General features: G+C 55.5%; 19 protein-coding genes. 4 read left to right on the top strand and 15 right to left on the bottom strand.

All coding sequences use genetic code 11. The features are described from left to right. Positions 1 to 2: 2 nt before the first annotated feature. From KW849_RS29490 to KW849_RS29470, 5 genes are all read right to left on the bottom strand, one after another. A complete protein-coding gene (locus tag KW849_RS29490) occupies positions 3 to 1,001 on the bottom strand; it encodes an ABC transporter ATP-binding protein (protein ID WP_108219550.1) in 999 nt (332 codons plus the stop codon). Next, positions 998 to 1,687 carry an ABC transporter permease gene (locus KW849_RS29485; protein ID WP_218433270.1) on the bottom strand — a complete coding sequence of 230 codons (690 nt, stop codon included), beginning with the start codon at positions 1,685 to 1,687 and terminating at the stop codon, positions 998 to 1,000. Before KW849_RS29485 ends, KW849_RS29490 begins: the two co-directional genes overlap by 4 nt. 342 nt (positions 1,688 to 2,029) lie before the next feature. After that, complete coding sequence (locus KW849_RS29480) at positions 2,030 to 3,025, bottom strand: GlxA family transcriptional regulator (RefSeq protein WP_218433268.1); 996 nt, start codon at positions 3,023 to 3,025, stop codon at positions 2,030 to 2,032. 247 nt (positions 3,026 to 3,272) lie between these two features. Beyond that, complete coding sequence (locus KW849_RS29475) at positions 3,273 to 4,247, bottom strand: alpha/beta fold hydrolase (RefSeq protein WP_218433258.1); 975 nt, start codon at positions 4,245 to 4,247, stop codon at positions 3,273 to 3,275. 35 nt (positions 4,248 to 4,282) lie between these two features. Then, complete coding sequence (locus KW849_RS29470) at positions 4,283 to 5,224, bottom strand: amidohydrolase family protein (RefSeq protein WP_371319193.1); 942 nt, start codon at positions 5,222 to 5,224, stop codon at positions 4,283 to 4,285. Positions 5,225 to 5,463: 239 nt separating this feature from the next. Between KW849_RS29470 and KW849_RS29465 the strand changes: the two genes are divergently transcribed. Then, complete coding sequence (locus KW849_RS29465) at positions 5,464 to 5,784, top strand: isochorismate lyase (protein WP_108219545.1); 321 nt, start codon at positions 5,464 to 5,466, stop codon at positions 5,782 to 5,784. Between the two features lie 347 nt (positions 5,785 to 6,131). Here KW849_RS29465 and KW849_RS29460 read toward each other — a convergent pair whose 3' ends face one another. The 3 genes from KW849_RS29460 to KW849_RS29450 all read right to left on the bottom strand — a co-directional run bounded on the left by KW849_RS29460 (position 6,132) and on the right by KW849_RS29450 (position 7,288). Next, positions 6,132 to 6,461 (bottom strand): DHCW motif cupin fold protein, encoded by a 330-nt coding sequence (locus tag KW849_RS29460; RefSeq protein ID WP_218433257.1) that lies wholly within the window; start codon positions 6,459 to 6,461, stop codon positions 6,132 to 6,134. A gap of 110 nt (positions 6,462 to 6,571) precedes the next feature. Further along, entirely contained in the window at positions 6,572 to 6,946 is a 375-nt protein-coding gene (locus KW849_RS29455) for a tautomerase family protein (RefSeq protein ID WP_218433255.1), read from the bottom strand. Positions 6,947 to 6,952: 6 nt separating this feature from the next. Next, entirely contained in the window at positions 6,953 to 7,288 is a 336-nt protein-coding gene (locus tag KW849_RS29450; protein WP_218433252.1) for a carboxymuconolactone decarboxylase family protein, read from the bottom strand. A gap of 110 nt (positions 7,289 to 7,398) precedes the next feature. On the opposite strand from KW849_RS29450, the gene KW849_RS29445 reads away from it, so the two are divergent. Beyond that, entirely contained in the window at positions 7,399 to 8,286 is an 888-nt protein-coding gene (locus KW849_RS29445) for a LysR substrate-binding domain-containing protein (protein ID WP_218433250.1), read from the top strand. 169 nt (positions 8,287 to 8,455) lie between these two features. On the opposite strand, the gene KW849_RS29440 is transcribed toward KW849_RS29445, so the two are convergent. After that, complete coding sequence (locus KW849_RS29440; RefSeq protein ID WP_150753504.1) at positions 8,456 to 9,370, bottom strand: LysR family transcriptional regulator; 915 nt, start codon at positions 9,368 to 9,370, stop codon at positions 8,456 to 8,458. Positions 9,371 to 9,510: 140 nt separating this feature from the next. Here KW849_RS29440 and KW849_RS29435 point away from each other — a divergent pair, with 140 nt between their 5' ends. After that, positions 9,511 to 9,906 (top strand): RidA family protein, encoded by a 396-nt coding sequence (locus KW849_RS29435; RefSeq protein WP_218433248.1) that lies wholly within the window; start codon positions 9,511 to 9,513, stop codon positions 9,904 to 9,906. 826 nt (positions 9,907 to 10,732) lie between these two features. Here the strand turns inward: KW849_RS29435 and KW849_RS29430 are convergent. The 5 genes from KW849_RS29430 to KW849_RS29415 all read right to left on the bottom strand — a co-directional run bounded on the left by KW849_RS29430 (position 10,733) and on the right by KW849_RS29415 (position 13,448). Continuing rightward, a complete protein-coding gene (locus KW849_RS29430) occupies positions 10,733 to 10,936 on the bottom strand; it encodes a hypothetical protein (protein WP_043302433.1) in 204 nt (67 codons plus the stop codon). A gap of 68 nt (positions 10,937 to 11,004) precedes the next feature. After that, entirely contained in the window at positions 11,005 to 11,229 is a 225-nt protein-coding gene (locus KW849_RS29425) for a hypothetical protein (RefSeq protein ID WP_218433246.1), read from the bottom strand. A 28-nt stretch (positions 11,230 to 11,257) separates the two neighbouring features. Next, the gene (locus tag KW849_RS31605) at positions 11,258 to 11,509 is read right to left on the bottom strand and encodes a hypothetical protein (protein ID WP_043302427.1); all 252 of its coding nucleotides are present in this window, start codon (positions 11,507 to 11,509) and stop codon (positions 11,258 to 11,260) included. A 251-nt stretch (positions 11,510 to 11,760) separates the two neighbouring features. Further along, on the bottom strand, positions 11,761 to 12,168 hold the full coding sequence (locus KW849_RS29420) for a hypothetical protein (protein WP_218433244.1): 408 nt from the start codon (positions 12,166 to 12,168) through the stop codon (positions 11,761 to 11,763). 740 nt (positions 12,169 to 12,908) lie between these two features. Continuing rightward, on the bottom strand, positions 12,909 to 13,448 hold the full coding sequence (locus KW849_RS29415; RefSeq protein ID WP_218433242.1) for a hypothetical protein: 540 nt from the start codon (positions 13,446 to 13,448) through the stop codon (positions 12,909 to 12,911). Between the two features lie 493 nt (positions 13,449 to 13,941). Here KW849_RS29415 and KW849_RS29410 point away from each other — a divergent pair, with 493 nt between their 5' ends. After that, positions 13,942 to 14,748, top strand: a complete 807-nt coding sequence (locus KW849_RS29410; protein ID WP_218433240.1) for a hypothetical protein — start codon at positions 13,942 to 13,944, stop codon at positions 14,746 to 14,748. Between the two features lie 153 nt (positions 14,749 to 14,901). Here KW849_RS29410 and KW849_RS29405 read toward each other — a convergent pair whose 3' ends face one another. After that, positions 14,902 to 16,119: an MFS transporter gene (locus KW849_RS29405; RefSeq protein ID WP_218433230.1), complete on the bottom strand. Its 1,218-nt coding sequence runs from the start codon at positions 16,117 to 16,119 to the stop codon at positions 14,902 to 14,904. Between the last annotated feature and the right edge of the window lie 11 nt (positions 16,120 to 16,130).

Here is a 16,130-nt window from a genome sequence, read left to right as displayed (position 1 = left end):
TGTCAGTGCACCACCGGAGTAATGTTTTCAACAAGTCGCGCCAGGATGTCGGCTTGATGGACATAGCCGATAAAGCGTCCGTCGCTGTCGTTGCAAAGTGCCCAGTCCTGGCCGCGACCGAGCAACTGCGAAAGCACCTGGCGCAGGTCATCTCCGGGTTTGACGATCAGGTGCGATTGCGAAACAACAGCGCTGTTGCCGCCCACGATCTGCATGTGTTCCCGTGGCGGGACCTTGCTGGCCACGTCAGACGCGCGCAGCAGACGCAGGCGCTTCATGATCCGGTCGCCGCCCATGAAGTTCGCCACGAACTCGCTGTTGGGCCGGGCCAGCAGATCATCCGAGCTGCCGAACTGCTGGATTTTTCCGTTATGGAACAGCGCAACGCAGTCCGCCATTTTCACCGCTTCATCGATGTCATGACTGACAAACAGCACGGTCTTGTTGACGAGGCGCTGGATGCGCATGAATTCGTCCTGGATCACTTCCCGGTTGATCGGGTCGATCGCGCCAAAGGGCTCGTCCATCAGCATCACGGGCGGATCCGCTGCCAGGGCCCGGGCCACGCCTACGCGTTGCTGTTGACCACCGGAAAGCTCACACGGATAGCGCTTGAGAAATTTCGACGGATCCAGCGCGACCACTTCCAGCAACTCCGCGGCGCGCTTTCGGCTTTTGGTTTTGTCCCACCCCAACAGATTGGGAACGACGCAGATGTTTTCCTCAACGGTCATGTTCGGGAACAGGCCGACTTGCTGGATCACATAGCCGATGGAGCGTTTGAGGGTGACGCTGTCCAGCTCGGACGTATCGCGACCTCCAATTCTGATCGTGCCGGAGGTCGGCGTGATCAGTCGGTTGATCATTTTCAGCGTCGTGGTCTTACCACAGCCCGATGGCCCAAGCAGTACGCAGATCTGCCCCTCTTCAACATTGAATGAGACATCTTCTACTGCAGTGATTGAGCCGAATTGCTTGTTGAGGTTTTCGATCTGGATCACGTCGTAGCTTCCTTCATTCGGCCGGTGGCCACTTTGTTCTTGTTCAGGCCTTTTGGCGTCAGCAGGCGCTGCAAGCCGTACAACGCGTAATCGGCCGCAATGGCGATGACACTGATGACAATCGCACCGGCCAACAGCTGTCGGGTATCCGATTGCGCGATGCCGCGAATGATGAGGCTGCCCAGGCCGCCGGCGCCGATGTAGGCCGCGATGGCTGCGATGCCGATGTTGATGACGGTCGCCATCCTCACGCCCGCCATGATCAGCGGGACCGCAATCGGCAGCTCAACCTTGCGCAATCGTTGCCCGGTCGACATGCCCATCCCGATCGCTGCTTCGCGCAAGGCCGGATCGATGTTGGAGATCGCAGTGGTGGTGTTGCGGATGATGGGCAATTGGGAGTAGAGGAACAGCGCAATGACCGCCGGCACGACGCCGATCCCGTAGCCGATCAGCGACAGGGCCGGAATCATCAGCCCGAACAGCGCGGCGGAGGGAATGGTCATCAGGACCGCGGCGAAGGCCAGGACCCAGCGGCGCGTTCTGGGGTGCTGGGAGATCGCGATCCCGACAGGCACGCCGGTCAGAATCGCCAGACCCACCGCAACCGCCACGATGAGCAGGTGCTGCCCGAGTAGCAGACTGATCAGCCCGCCGTTTTCCAGAATGAAACTCAAGGTTTCCATGTGTTATGCCTTCTGTGCGTCATTGTTGTTTTTATCGGTCGTGCATCTGGAATTGAACGCCGGATCTGTAGGAAACATTACAGCGCTACTGCAGGCGCTCTGAGCTTCGAGTTCGACGATTTCTATCAAAAAACCGACGTCACGCGGCAAGCCAATGCGCAATGCAAAGTGCAGGGTCGATTGCAGACGGCAGTATGCGGGATCGCCAAATGACAAGGCTTGCCAGAGCGCACCGCCTGTCGGGGCGAGTCATTAGCTAGCTATGGGATTTTACAGAGAGGATTGGTTCAGAGGCTTTTCGGGGGATTGGCGTTTGTTGACCGATGCACTCAGTAACTGAAATCAGGAGTGAGCATCATCAAATTTCCGCCGTTCTTCACCGGGCGTACATCCCCAGACACGACGGTAAGCAGCCCCCAGATGTGACGCTGAGACGAACCCGCAGCTGTAGGCAATGGACGCAATGGGCTGGGTGCTTTCACGCAGCAACCGGCGTGCTTCGTTCAGCCTGAGCTCCAGATAGAACTTCTTCGGCGTCATGCCGAAGTGCTGATGCCACAGCCGTTCGAGTTGACGGTGGGACAGATTGCAACGGTCGGCGATCTCTTCGATGCCGACGATGTTCTCCAGATTGTTCTCCATGAAGGCGATGGCGGCTGTCAGCCTGCGATCGTGAATGCCGAACCGCCACTGAATCGACATCCGCTGATGCTCTTCCGGCGCTCTTATCCTGGCATGCAGAAATTGCTCGGCGATGCTCGCCGCGAGCTGGTTACCGAAATCAAGCGCGATTTGTGCCAGCATGAGATCGATGGCCGCCGTCCCCCCGGCGCATGTCCAGCGGTTGCCATGGTTGACGTAAAGCTCCCTGGTGACTTCGATCGAGGGGAATTCTTCCGAAAACTGGCCAATGGACTCCCAGTGCAAGGTGCAGCGCTTGCCCTCCAGCAAGCCGGCGCGTGCAAGGATGAACGTACCGGTGCTCAATGCGCCGACGGTAATCCCGCGGAACGCTGCGCGTTGCAGGAAACGCAGCATTTTTGGTGGTTTCTGATGTTCGATGTCCAGGCTCGCCAGGACAAAAACGCGATCCAGCTCCGGCGCCTGATCAACCGGCACGGTCTGGATTTCGATACCGCTGCTGGAACTGACCGGTCCGCCCGACTCCGTGAGCAGGGTCCACTCATAAAGCGTTTTGCCGGACAGCCGATTGGCCGCGCGCAAAGGCTCGCTGGCACCCGCCAGGGCCATCATGGAGAACTGAGGAAGAATGAGCAGCCCGATTCGCTTGGTTGTGCTGCTATTCACAGACGTCGCCGATTCACTGGGGGCTGTCATCGCCAGATCCTTTCATGGTAGTTCCAGCCGTTCGAGTGAACAGCTCAGGCCACACCGGGGAAGTGGCTTTGGACACGCCATGTTAGGGGTTGGGCACGCATTCAGCCAGATTGAATCGTTGAGACCGCGAACCCACCCGGCCAAAGCGCAACGACAGATCAGAATGACGTGAGCGATACACGCCGCGATGCTGGAGATCACTGCGAGACTTCGGCGCCCGACGTCTCGCAGGACAATGGCGAGCGGATCAGCCGCGCGCGCGGATGGCTTCGTCGATGCTCTGGATCATCGACTTGAACACAGGGCTGTCGACCTGATTCTGCTGGCCATGTTGCATGTGCGAAATGATCAGCGCGTGCGGGCCAGCATCGCCCGGATAGTTCTGGTGCAGACGCACAGACTCCGACGGCATGTGCAAGGTGTTGTCGGCGCCATGGATGATCAGCGCTGGCGGGAAGCCTTTTGCACCTTCAATGGAGCGCTCCGGGTCATAGGCCACATAGGACTTGTAGGACTTTGCCGTCACGTAGGTGCAGCCCGGCCAACGGTCCGCACCGCCCGCTTCGGTGTAGCCGCCCAGTTGCTGATCGACATAGGCCTGGGTTTCAGGATCCAGCGGGTAATAACCAAGACGCGTCGCGTCAGTACCGGTGTCGAACGGAGGGATAGGCGCGTCATCCGCGAGTTGCCCGATGGCCGCGTCAGCCGCAGCCTGATCAGCGCGCAAGGCTTGCAGTTTGCGGATGTTGGTGTAGCTCATCGGCACCCAGAAGCGGATCTGCTCACCACCGGCGGCGGCCAGCTCAGCCACTGCACCGAGGCTTGCCACCGAGCCCATCGCCCACGACGCGACCACCGGCATCTCGCCGAAATTCTCGCGCGCCCATTCAACGGCACCGAGCACTTCATCCTTCTGGTCTTCGAGGATGACGTTGGTGATGATCTTGTCACCGGATTCGATGGTGTTACGGATGTGCTTGTTGGAAAAAAAGCCTGCCACATCGTAGGTCATGACGCGATAACCACGGGCTGCCAGGGCGCGACCGAACAACTGGCCGTACATCGTGACCCCGCCGGTGAAGCCGGAGTTGAAGATGACCGGTGGCAGTTTTTGCGCCGCAGCGTCGAGTTGTTCTGGCTGAAAGACCGTGCCTTTGAGGCTCAGGGTTTCATCGCCGTACTTGACGGTGAAGTCGATGTCTTTTGTTGTAATGTTCGTCATTGCTGGTTATCTCGAAGTGGGAGCGTGGGCGTAGATCAACTTACCCATTGGCCAGATGCTCCTCGCAGAAGTTGGCCAACCGGAATTCGGGTTTCTTTGGAAACATGCAGCGCAACGGCATCGACAAAGTTGAAAGCCGTGCCCGGATTGAAAAGGTTGGAATACGGAACTCCCTTGTTGTCAGTTCCAACATGAGGTGCATCCGTTGCTTCCAGAAGAATCTTGTCCGCACCGACTGCGCAAACAATTTGCGTCACGAAACGAGCGGTTTCCTCGGGGTGAACAGAGGTGCGATACCCAGGGCCCTTGAACCACACGTTGCCCCGTTCTCTGGCTTCGGTGAGCAGCGCGATGTAAGCCGGCTCAGTGATGTCGCGCTCGCTGTGACAAGTGCCCAGGTGATCGATGATGACCCGCACATCGCGAGGGATCTGGCGCAATACACGCAGATTCGTCTCGGCTTCTTTCGCGTAAATGTGCAGATGCTGGCGCGGTAACAAGCGGCCATAAAACGCCGACCACTGCCCATCGCTGAATTGCGTATCGGAAACCGTTTCCGGCCGTGCATCGTGCAGAACGATCCGGGCGCCAACCACCTGCGGGTGCGAGAGACGCTCCAGTGTGGCGTAAGCCGGTTCTGCCTTGATCGTCCCCACCAGTCTGACGTCCCCATAGCGCAGAGGGTTGGACGCCTGGAGATGCTTGAGTTCGTCAAATGAAGCAAATACGTTTTCTGAATCCGGCAGAATACTTAAATGGACATTATTGAGGAGCGTCGGAGCAATTCCGGCATCGATCAATGTATCCAGATAAGCCGTCAGCGGATGCGGCTCAGGTAATGCATAGGGCAGCGAACCGGCCACTCGGCGCAAGTCTTGCGATGTATAAAAATGAACGTGACTGTCTATTCTTTTGATCAACGGCAGCATGATTATTGTTTCCTGCTTTTGTGCGAAAACAATAATCGTCGTCAGCACTTCGTCGCTCCCCCCAACTCGACGTGTAGTATCAAAATTTCGCCATGCGCGATTTTGTGAGCAAGGAGGCTCACCAGACTGCGTGTTTTTTTGGCTAAGGCAGATCGGCGAACTCTTTAAACCACGTCAATCGATAAGGCAGCGGATTTTATGGTATTCAGGCTGTATCGCTCGTGGAAGACAGCGCGCCGATACTTCTTCCAGAGGCCCACGAACTTTCAGCAAACGGAGTCAACTACATGGACGTCATCAATCAGTTGCAGCCCGAAGAGTGTGCAGGCATGGAGGATATCCGACGCGAAATCGATGCCCTTGATCAGGTTGTTATCAAACTGTTGGGCAAGCGTTTTCACTACGTACTGGCGGCCTCGAAGTACAAGACCTCAGCGACTTCGGTGCGTGCTCCGGAGCGTTTCAAGGCCATGTTGGCGACACGACGCGAGTGGGCCGAGGCCGAGGGCCTGAGCCCGGATGCAATCGAGAAGATGTACAGTGACCTGGTGAACCACTTCATTGCAGAAGAGATGAAACACTGGGCGGCTCATCAATCCGACACCTGACTCTAGTGTTCGGACTGTCCGCCGTGGGTCGTTTTCTGCCTTTCGCGACCGGCAGAGAACGGCCAATTCTGTTGAAAAAGTCGCTCTGCCCAAACTGCCTGATCATTGACTGGTGATAACGTCTTTTTTGCACGCTGCCACGTGAAATCCGAGTCTGGAAGACTCTGCCAAAAGTAAAGATTTCAACCTCGGACGCGTACTTTTCTGATACGCAAACCATGGCCGACTTTTTCAACAGAATCGGCCAGAAGCAGTCATTCGCACACGTATACTTCGGACCCCATAATTGTGGCCGCATTGGCCACAAACGAATTGGGTGGGCGCGTTATGCAGGTCCGCCCCCACGACTAATCCACAATGAACAACTTCGCCCCGGTGGTGGTGAATGATCGATGTCCCTCAGCATTATTGCCCACCTGATAACTCATGCCCGGCGACAGTGAGAACTGACGACCATCTTCCAGTTCAGTATGCAACTGACCCTCCAGGCACAACAGAATGTGCCCCCTCCAGCACCAATGATCGGCCAAATATCCAGGGCTGTACTCGACCATCCGCACACGCGTTGAACCAAACAGGCAGGTACGCCAATAGGCTGTGCCTGTCTGACCGGCATGCGCCACCGGCTCTATCGTTGACCAATCGGTGGTACCGAACGGGATTGCAGTAAGATCCATGGTTGCCTCATCGAAATACAATAAATGCAGACCGTATCAATCTGGCGATGGTACCGATAGACACAGACGGCCCGCGCTTATGGGATACAGGCGCTGTACAAACCCGAAGGCTAGTTGCCCCGCCCTCCTCCAAACGACCAGTCATCGCCGGCCGTAGTGGTGATCACCACCATGACATCCTCCGCGTTCAGTCCCGTCGCCCGCCCCAATTTCTCGACCAGGTCGCGGTAAAAACGTTGTTTGGTCTCAACACTTCGAGGACGGCCTGCTGTAATCGCGATTAGCACAAAGTCATGGCTACGCGGCCCGCCCAAGTAGTGGGGATCAAATATCAGCTCGCCGCTCTCATGTTGATGAATGGCCTGGAAGCGATCAGTCTTCGGCACTTCGAAGCTCTCGACCAAGGCGTCGTGCAATCCCTCAGACAATGCCTGTAAATACTCTACCGACTTCCCGCGGTGCAGTGAAACTCGTGCAAACGGCATCAAAAATTACTCCTGAAGTTTTGGAAGGCAAGTCTGTAGTTCTCTGAGCAGATTCAGTGCCGAGGCAGCCGTCGGCCAACCGGAATAAAACGCCAGGTGGGTGATGACTTCGGCCAGTTCGTCGACACTCAAGCCGTTATCCAAAGCACGTTGCAAATGAAATGGCAGTTGCTCCAGACGGTACATCGCCACCAGCGCGGCCACCGTCGCCAGACTGCGTTCACGGGGCTTCAATTGCGTACGCGTCCACATGTCTCCAAACAATACGTTGTCGGTCAGCTCGGTGAACTTCTGCAGGTAGTTGCTCTGGTGTTCTCGCCCCGTGACCATCGATGCACTCATGATGTTTCCCCCCCCTGATGTCCCAATTGACGGGAGAAAACTATCAAATCGCGATAATTCCAAATATCAGATTTAATAGCACCAATCATCCCGAATCAGTGGACTATTAAATGCGCCGCCCAACCTTCGATCTAGACGTATTGCGCACCTTCGTCACCGGCGTGGAGTTCAACAGTTTTGCCAAAGCAGCGAATCGTCTCGGTCGGTCAACCTCTGCCGTAAGCGCTCAATTGAAGAAACTCGAGGAGCAGGTCGGTGCGCCGGTACTGGCTAAATCCGGTCGCGGACTGGTCTTGACCCCCACGGGAGAAACACTGCTCAGCCATGCCCGCCGGTTGCTGGAGCTGAACGACAGCATTTTCCAGACCCTGCATGAAAGCCAAACCGCCGGGACCATACGCCTCGGGCTTCAAGAGGACTTTGGGGAACATTTCCTGAGCGATATCCTGCGACGCTTTGTCCAGACTTACCCGAAGGTGAATCTCGAAGTCAGGATCGCCCGTAACGCCGAACTGCTTGCTCTGGTCGAAAGCGCCGATCTGGACCTGGCCTTGACTTGGGACACCGGGCACATGTCGCCCTATGCTACGCGTCTGGGCGAAACACAGATGCACTGGATCGGGGCCCGCGGTACGCCATTGCTGATGGCCCTTGATGACTCACCGTTGCCATTGATCATGTTCGACGCGCCTTGCGTATTGCGCAACGCCGCCACCCAGGCGCTGGATGCCGCGCAAATACCTTGGCGGATCGCCCTGACCAGCCCCAGCATCGGTGGTATCTGGGCGGCCGTCGCCGCCGGATTGGGCCTGACGCTGCGAACCCGCATCGGGCTGCCGAGCCATCTCACCGTAGTTTCTGGCTTCCCCCCCGTGGCAAGCCTCGGCTATGTGCTTCACAGCAATGGCGACGACCCAACACCAGCCACCCAACAATTGGCCGCATTAATCAAAACGAGCCTGCAAGAACAGGCGTACCGTTTCACGACTACGAAATAATCGAAGGCTCCCAAGGGTTCAATTCGAACGATACGGATGGAGAATAACGAAGCACTGAGGTGATCGGCCAACGACGGCTATGGGTCGTTTTCTGCCCTTCGCGACAGGCAGAAATCGGCCAAAAGCGGACGTTTAGAGTGTCTAGTCCTGAAATGGGTTTACACCTGTTTCACTTAACCACCGGCGCATGCTCGGCCATCAATTCTATTACCCAGTCGATAAATACCCGCACCTTGGCGCTGACATGGCGATTCGGCGGGAATGCCAGATACATCGGCATTGGCGCCATGTGCCAGTCCTCAAACAGCGGCAGCAGCTCGCCGCTGACCAAGTGCGGTTTGGCCATGTACTGCGGTAGCCAAAGCATGCCCAGACCAGCCAGGCCGGCGGCGAGGTACGCATTGCCGTCGTCGACCGTCAGTTGCGGGCGGCCCTGGGCCTCGATGCGTTCCTCACCCCGCTGCATCGCGTAGGGCAAGGATTTGCCTGTACGAAACCAGAGGAAGCCAACGGTACTGTGCCTGCCCTCCTCCAGCTCACGGGGGTGCGCCGGCGTACCGAAGCGCTGCAGATAGCCGGGCGCGGCATAAATGCCGATGTTCAGATCGCCCACATGCCTTGCCATCAGGGACTGATCGATGATCTCGCCGCCGCGCACCACGCAGTCGACGTTTTCGCCAATGATGTCGACAATGCGATCGCTCACGCCCACGGTCAGCTGGATTTCCGGGTAGCGTGCAAAGAACCCCGGCAAGGCTGGTATCAGCAGCATTCGCGCCAGCGGGCTGGGCACATCCACCCGCAGCCGCCCGCGCGGTGTCATCGACGCGCTGGACAGGCTGGTCTCGGCGTCGTCCATATCGACCAGTAGCCGGATGACGCGCTCGTAGTAGACCGCGCCATCGGCGGTGACGTTGACCTTGCGTGTGGTGCGGTTGAGCAAGCGCACACGCAGCCTCGCTTCCAGTTGCTGAACGAGCTGCGTCACGGTGGTCTTGCTCATGTGCAGGGTGGCTGCCGCCTTGGTGAAGCTGCCGGTTTCCACCACTCGGGCAAAGGCCTGCATTGCATCGAAACGGTCCATTTCACGCCTCACTCGGGTCTGGATAGTTTGGATTCTACAAACAGTCATGACCAGAGTTGCGCGTTTATTCAGGTCGCTCGTCTTTTTACACTGGCTCCACCGTAAACAGCGGGCCGCGATGGCCCCGAAGGAGGTATGCAATGACCTGCAAACGTGATGTCGTTTTCCCGCCTGACCGCCATGCACTGTACGAGCTCCACCGCTACTCACCGGCGATTCGCTCCAACGGTTTTCTGTTCGTATCCGGTCAGGTCGGCAGCCGCAAGGATGGCTCGGCCGAGCCGGACCTCGCGGCACAGGTTCGCCTGGCCTTCGCCAACCTCAACGCGATCCTGGCCGAGGCCGGCAGTAGTTTCGAGGATGTGGTCGACACGACCATCTTCATGGTCGATCCCGACTCGAAATTCGAAACTATCTGGGAAGTAGCGGCCGAGTACTGGGGCGAAGCTCCCTACCCGACAGCGACCGCTATCGGCGTGACCTGGTTGTCCGGCTTCGACTTCGAGATCAAGGTGATTGCCAAACTATCCCAATAAACTCGGCTCAGCCCTCCTCCGACCGTCAAAGGGAACCATCTTGTTTTTTCTGGAGTGACCCTCCGCTCCCGACCGTTCTCTGCTTGTTTTCACCGTCCGCTTCTGACCGATTCTGTTGAAAAAGTCGGCTTCGGTTTCCACGGCAAAAAGTACGCGTCTGAGATTGAATTCCGCGTTTTGCGCAGAAGGTTCAGGACTCAGATTTGACGTAGCAGCGTGCAAAAAAGACGTTTTCACCGCTCAATGTATGGGGAGCCAGGCCGGGTCGACTTTTTCAACACAATCGGCCGTTCTCTGCCGATCATGGTTACAAAGCGTGCTGGTCAAATCCGATGCAATCGGTGGTCAGAACGAATGCAAATGACTGGTCAGGTCGAATGCAAGCGGGTGGTCAAGTGGAGTGCAATTTCGCAGTCATCTGACATGGTCGCTTCTCCAGTTCTTGTAGAAATCGTGGCAGCGACCAAAAAAATGGCCCGCATGCGGGCGGGCCAAATGGGAATTCTTCAAAGGAGCAGGGTTAATCTGCGCTCCACCATGTGAGCGATTGGTGAAAAGCATGTCGCAGAAACGAAAAAGCCCGGCACATTAGCCGGGCTTCCTGTAGATGGGCCAAATCCCTTTGGCTGACTGCATTGTGCTTGGTAGGTGTGACGAAGGCATGACAGGGGCAGATACGAGAAGCCCGGCTCTGGACCGGGCATTTGAGTTACATCGGTACGACCGCCAAGCCGCTACAACATCTCGCCGTCATACCACGCGCCTACTCCGCCTTCCCCCGCACACTTTTTCTCGCCTTCATAACCCGCCAGCTAGTTTGTGCCGTTCAATGGAGAACCCTGCGACTCTCTCCAATCCTGATCCGATCAAGCGCCCGGTTTAATGCGTCCAAGGCATCGAGGAGAGCTTTCGCCTCGGCTTCCCGGCCATCCCCCCATAGGCGTTCAGCCATTTTGTTCAGGGCTTGGATAGAACGCTCAATTTCAGCAGCAGTCACTGCTGCTTTACTGTCCGTCAGCTTCTTCTTCATTGAGTAACCGTTTACAGGGCATTGCTTGTATTTCAGATCTAGCGCGAATACGCCCGCCAGACGCATGGCTATTCAGCCTTCCGGACAATCCTTCCCGCCTTCACCTCATCTGTGTAAGCAGTCAGCCGATCAGCTTGCTCATGCAGCTTTTCGATCATCTCCATTGCCTCCAGAAGCTCTGTATCCCCGCGCTGTTTTGCAAGCCTGAACATTTCCAGGGCAGCTTCTTCGAGGGAAAATGCAGCGGCTTTCAAGTCGCGGCGTAACTCTTGATTGGGTTTGTTAAGTGCCATGACAACCTCCTGCCAATCCCTTCCGCGATCATTGGCAGTGGTCTGCCTTCGCCGGCCGGACTACCTGACCTGCACCGATTTCTTTAATCCAGCCATCTAACCGATTCTCACCTTGCTGGAAGATTGTGATCATCCTTCGAAGCGCCTCAGCGTCTGGTCCATTACCTGCGTGGCTTAGCCGCTCGGCAATCCGAACTAACTCCACGGCCGACCACTTCAGATCAGAGGCGACACCCTGCAGATCGCGCTTCAGGTCCTGCACTGGTTTGTTGAGCCCCATCATCACCCCTTACAAGTCCCCACAACACTAATCCGATATTCAGCTGCGAAATTGCACTCTACTTGATCACCCGCTTGCATTCGACCTGACCAGTCATTTGCATTCGTTCTGACCACCGATTGCATCGGATTTGACCAGCACGCTTTGTAACCATGATCGGCAGAAATCAGCCAGTTGCGGACATTCGGTATGTCACGAAATTAAGGGCGGCTCAATCTTCAGTGCATGGCACGTTAGGTTGACACTTTTAATCATTGGTTTTCAGCAGGGCTGCTCCACATCAGCACGGCCAGAATAGCTGCAGCGATGATGCTGGGCGCAAATAAAGCGATACTGAAACTAAGCGGATGGACACCGAAAATCATGACCGCAGCTGCAAACATTCCGCACAACAAGCCGACCATCAGCCTGACCTTGCTTCTGAATCTGGGACGCGACCACAGTAGTCCAAAGTAGATGCGCCACCCCGAATAAACCCCAAGCCAGCCGAACACTACCATTGGGAGTGTCATCCAAGCCGAGAAATCGCCTTGTGACAAAGTCCCGATTGAAACCATCAGCCCCATAACACCGAATAATGCAGCAAAGGCTGTCGGCGGAACCATTACAAACAACGCCATTATTGTGAGTAAAACTCTACGTTTTGTGAGAGGGGTCACTGAGCGGCTCCTGTTGGCTCTATAACCAAAAAAATAATAGTCACGATATTCAATTGCAGCTATTAAGCCAGGAATCTTGGCCTGCCATCGAGATCCATTGACGAATCAGTGGCCGTTCCTGAGCTTCCATTTTTTCCACATGAGTATCAGATGAGCAAATGCAAAAAATGAGAAACACATAAATAAGTGATCACGAGTGCTGCTACTTTCCCTGGACTCATATAACTCTTCACACTCACCTCCTGAAGAACATTGAGCAGAGCAAAGTTTCACGCCGTCGACACTGCAGTCCAGCAAGCTGCCATTTATGAAAGACAACTCAATCTCTTTACCTTTTGCCTCCCTGAACAATCCAGGCGCCCGTGTTAATCGAAAATCAAGCTGCTTATATCGACCTGACTCCGAATCTCGAACTGTGATTACGGGCACTTTACTACCGCTGAAATGAACTGCCCTGCCCTGCCCTGCCACGAATGAACTCAATTTCGGCTCCACGGTAGCCATAGGAATCGACAAAAATTAGCAGAATCAACATGACCACTCCGAGGACGCCGAAGGTCAACCTGATCTGCTCAATTCCTCCTTTCGGCCATTGCATTTCAATTCCTCATTTTTCCCGCAGCGAGTCTGGACCATCACTGCTCAGGTCAACGTGAAAAGCAGATCTGCCCTCGCACCTTTACTCAAGAACCCCATTATTTAGTTCGCATAATTAAATCGAATTATCCTTAATGGTTTCTTCAGTTAGAAAACACATATCGCCCCTTGACTTTTCTCGGTGTGAAAAAAGCCCAATCTGGAAATATCTTCTGGCGAACGTAGCATACGAAAGCAAACATTACGATGCCTATAACCGAGCCGACAAACATTGATATGGAACCTGAAGTCACCGCTTCCACTTGCCCCGCTGCCGAACCCGCATATAGAACAATGTACGCATTGCAAGCTCCTGCCAGATGATTGTAGAACCCCCAGGCAAACAAGAGCGGGACAAGTGCGCACAAACCGCCAATTACCCATCTAGCGTTAGGTCCAATAGTTGAACCTATACTAAAGCCGATTAGAAGACCGAGTACAGCCTGGATAAACATTAGTGTAATAACGGCATTAACCTTGCGGTCATGTATATTGCAGAGGTAGGGGTCAGCAGTTGTAGCGATCAAGCTGGCAAGCAGGCGGTCCTTGACCCCTTGGCCTGATAGCTGAGCGAATACTTCCGATCTAGGTACTCCTGACGAGAGCAGATCTTTTACTTTGGCTTTAGCTTCTTTTTTGTTCATATTAGTGACGACTCAGTGGCAAAAGGGCAAATTGTGATGACGCCTCAAGCGAGGTGATCACGTTTTCACGAGCCTGCTGGATGGTGTTCCCCTCCAACGCGTACAGGTACCCGACCAAGCATAGCCACTAATTTGCCATTGTTATTGACGACGGCAGCCATGGCCGCTTTTTGCCTGTCTGGACTGACCGTCATGGGTCGCACGCTGCCCTTCGCGACAGGCAAAAACCGACCAGTTGCAGTCGTTAGCGAACGGCTATGTTGGGTCGTTTTCAGCCTGTCGCGACAGACAGAAACCGGCCAAAAGCAGACACTTTTCAGCCCTGATGAAGTCTGTGACTCAAAATACCCTGTGACTTGATGGAGCACAGATGTTGCGCAAATTGTCTATCCTGAACTCGCACGCTGAACACTTGCATTGAAGAATATGAAATACCCCTAGGCCGTAGCAATTAGCTTCCTTTAGCTCAATGTTAGGGTTCGGAGAGTCAGCAATGAGCAATCACAACATGCCAAATCAGACTACTCCAGAGAAACCTACCCACACACCCAATGACGGAAACGCAATTGTTTCTGAACCCGCTTACACCCCGAACGCAGTTCATTTAAAGGTCCGCTTACGAAATATTGCGTTGCCAGTCACCTTCCTAATCTATGGAACATTTGGAGTGGTCACCGACAACTTTATGATTCCCACCAAGCGCGGAGTATTAACTCTGTATGGCTACCCAGCATGGATCATGTATGGAGCGCTGCTGTGTCTGGTGGCTAACCTGACTGCGGTGATCATTGATCATTACGACACGCGAAACAATGAAGGAAGGTACAAGAAGCTTGAAGCGTTTGTGCGAAAATTTGGATGGACACTGTTTGGCCTTGCATTGATTTTAAGTCTCGTAAAACACGCCCAAGATTACGTATGTGAGGATAGAGTAATCCTACAAACGACCAACGAAAAAGTTGGACTTACTGCAATCGCATACAATCGCTACTGCGCCTTGCATAACCCTCTCAATGCAATCGAACCGCTACTACAAGTCTCTGTTATTCCTGCGGCTTCTATTCTTCCGGTGAAGTTTAAAATTGCTGCAAGCATGAATTTGACGGATATTGTTCGCATGTACTGGAATGGCAAAAAGTTGACCCTTGAGTACCGCCCGCGTCTAGATAAAAAAGGCAAGAAAGCTCTTCCAGAAGTCTACAGTGACTCACCCGTTCCGGTTGAGCTTATTAACGTGAGCCCTAACCCGGTGGTGCAGGGGACGCGCCGCGCTAAAGCTGCACAGAAACCCGGACCTTGAACGTTATTGAATGACCGTTTTTTTTTGCCGTTTTCTACCTGGTGCAACAGGCTTCTATGGGTTGAAAGCGGCCCTCTACAGATGTCAGAAATCGATAAATAACTGCTCTCGATTTGCAGTCCGCGCTCCCCAGATAGCGGCTCAATCTTTGGTTCAGTGTCCCACAACCGCAGACTGGCCAGCCACTCGCGGACCGGATTTGAAGCCGTGCGCCCGAGCTCTCCGGGCAATTGCAAACCCCACCCCCGCCAAGACCACCATTGCCCACGGGAAAGAGGCGACGCCCCAGCTATCCAGCAACACCCCACCCACCACCCCACTCCCCGCGATCGCACTATTCCAAGCCACCACATTCAACGACAACGCCACATCCGCCCCATCTCCCGCCGCATCCGCCAGCGCTGTTTGCAGCAACGTCGCCGCCCCGCCGAAGCTCAACCCCCAAACCGCCACGCCGAGGTAGATCACCTCAGGCACGCTACCCAAAAAGCCAAACACCAAGGAAACCACCGCAAACGTCGCCAGGCTCACCAATACAGTCCTGCGCAACAACGGCTCAACCAATTTGGCAGTCACCCAAATCCCCACCAACGCCGCAATACCAAACACCAACAACACCACATCCACTCGATCCGCTAACCCCGCCGGCGCCACGAACGGTGCAATGTAGGTGTAGAGAATGTTGTGTGCCAGCATCCAACTGATCACCACCGCCAGCACGGGGCGCACGCCCGGCGTGGTCAGCACTGTGCGCAGCGACATGCGTTGGTGCGCGACTTGGGGTGGGTAGTCAGGGACTTTCAACAGGACCCAGGCAATCAGCACCAGGGTCAGGGCCGACATGATGCCGAAGGTGGTGCGCCAACCCACGAGGCCACCCAGCCAGGTGCCAAGGGGCACGCCCAGGGACAGCGCAATCGGTGCGCCGACCATGGCCAGCGCCAGCGCCTTGCCCTGTTGATGGGGCGCGACCATGCGCCGGGCGTAACCGGCCAGCAGGCTCCAGGCCAGCCCCGCTGCTACGCCAGCGAAGAAGCGCGCCACCAGGATCACGCCATAGTTGGAGGACAGCGCGGTGATGGAGTTGAACAACAAGAAACCAACGATGGTCAGCAGCAATACGTTACGGCGGCGCCAGCCGCGGGTAGCGATGGTCATGGGGATGACCGCCAGCACCGAGCCCAGCGCATAGGCGGTGACCATCTGGCCGGCCATGGAGGGGGAAATTGCCAGTCCTTCGCTCACCAGAGGCAACAGTCCCGCGGGCAGGGTTTCGGTGACTATGCAGATGAAGCCGGTCATGGCAAGGGCGAGCAAGGCACCGATGGGCAGGCGGTCGGACGCTGCCGATAAGGTAATTGAGGGTGTCACGGGAAACTCCT

The organism is Pseudomonas sp. PDM26 (assembly GCF_019219185.1).
In the GTDB taxonomy this organism is placed as follows: domain Bacteria; phylum Pseudomonadota; class Gammaproteobacteria; order Pseudomonadales; family Pseudomonadaceae; genus Aquipseudomonas.
Note: the sequence above shows the minus strand (reverse complement) of the source record. Positions and strands in the feature narration are given on the sequence as shown.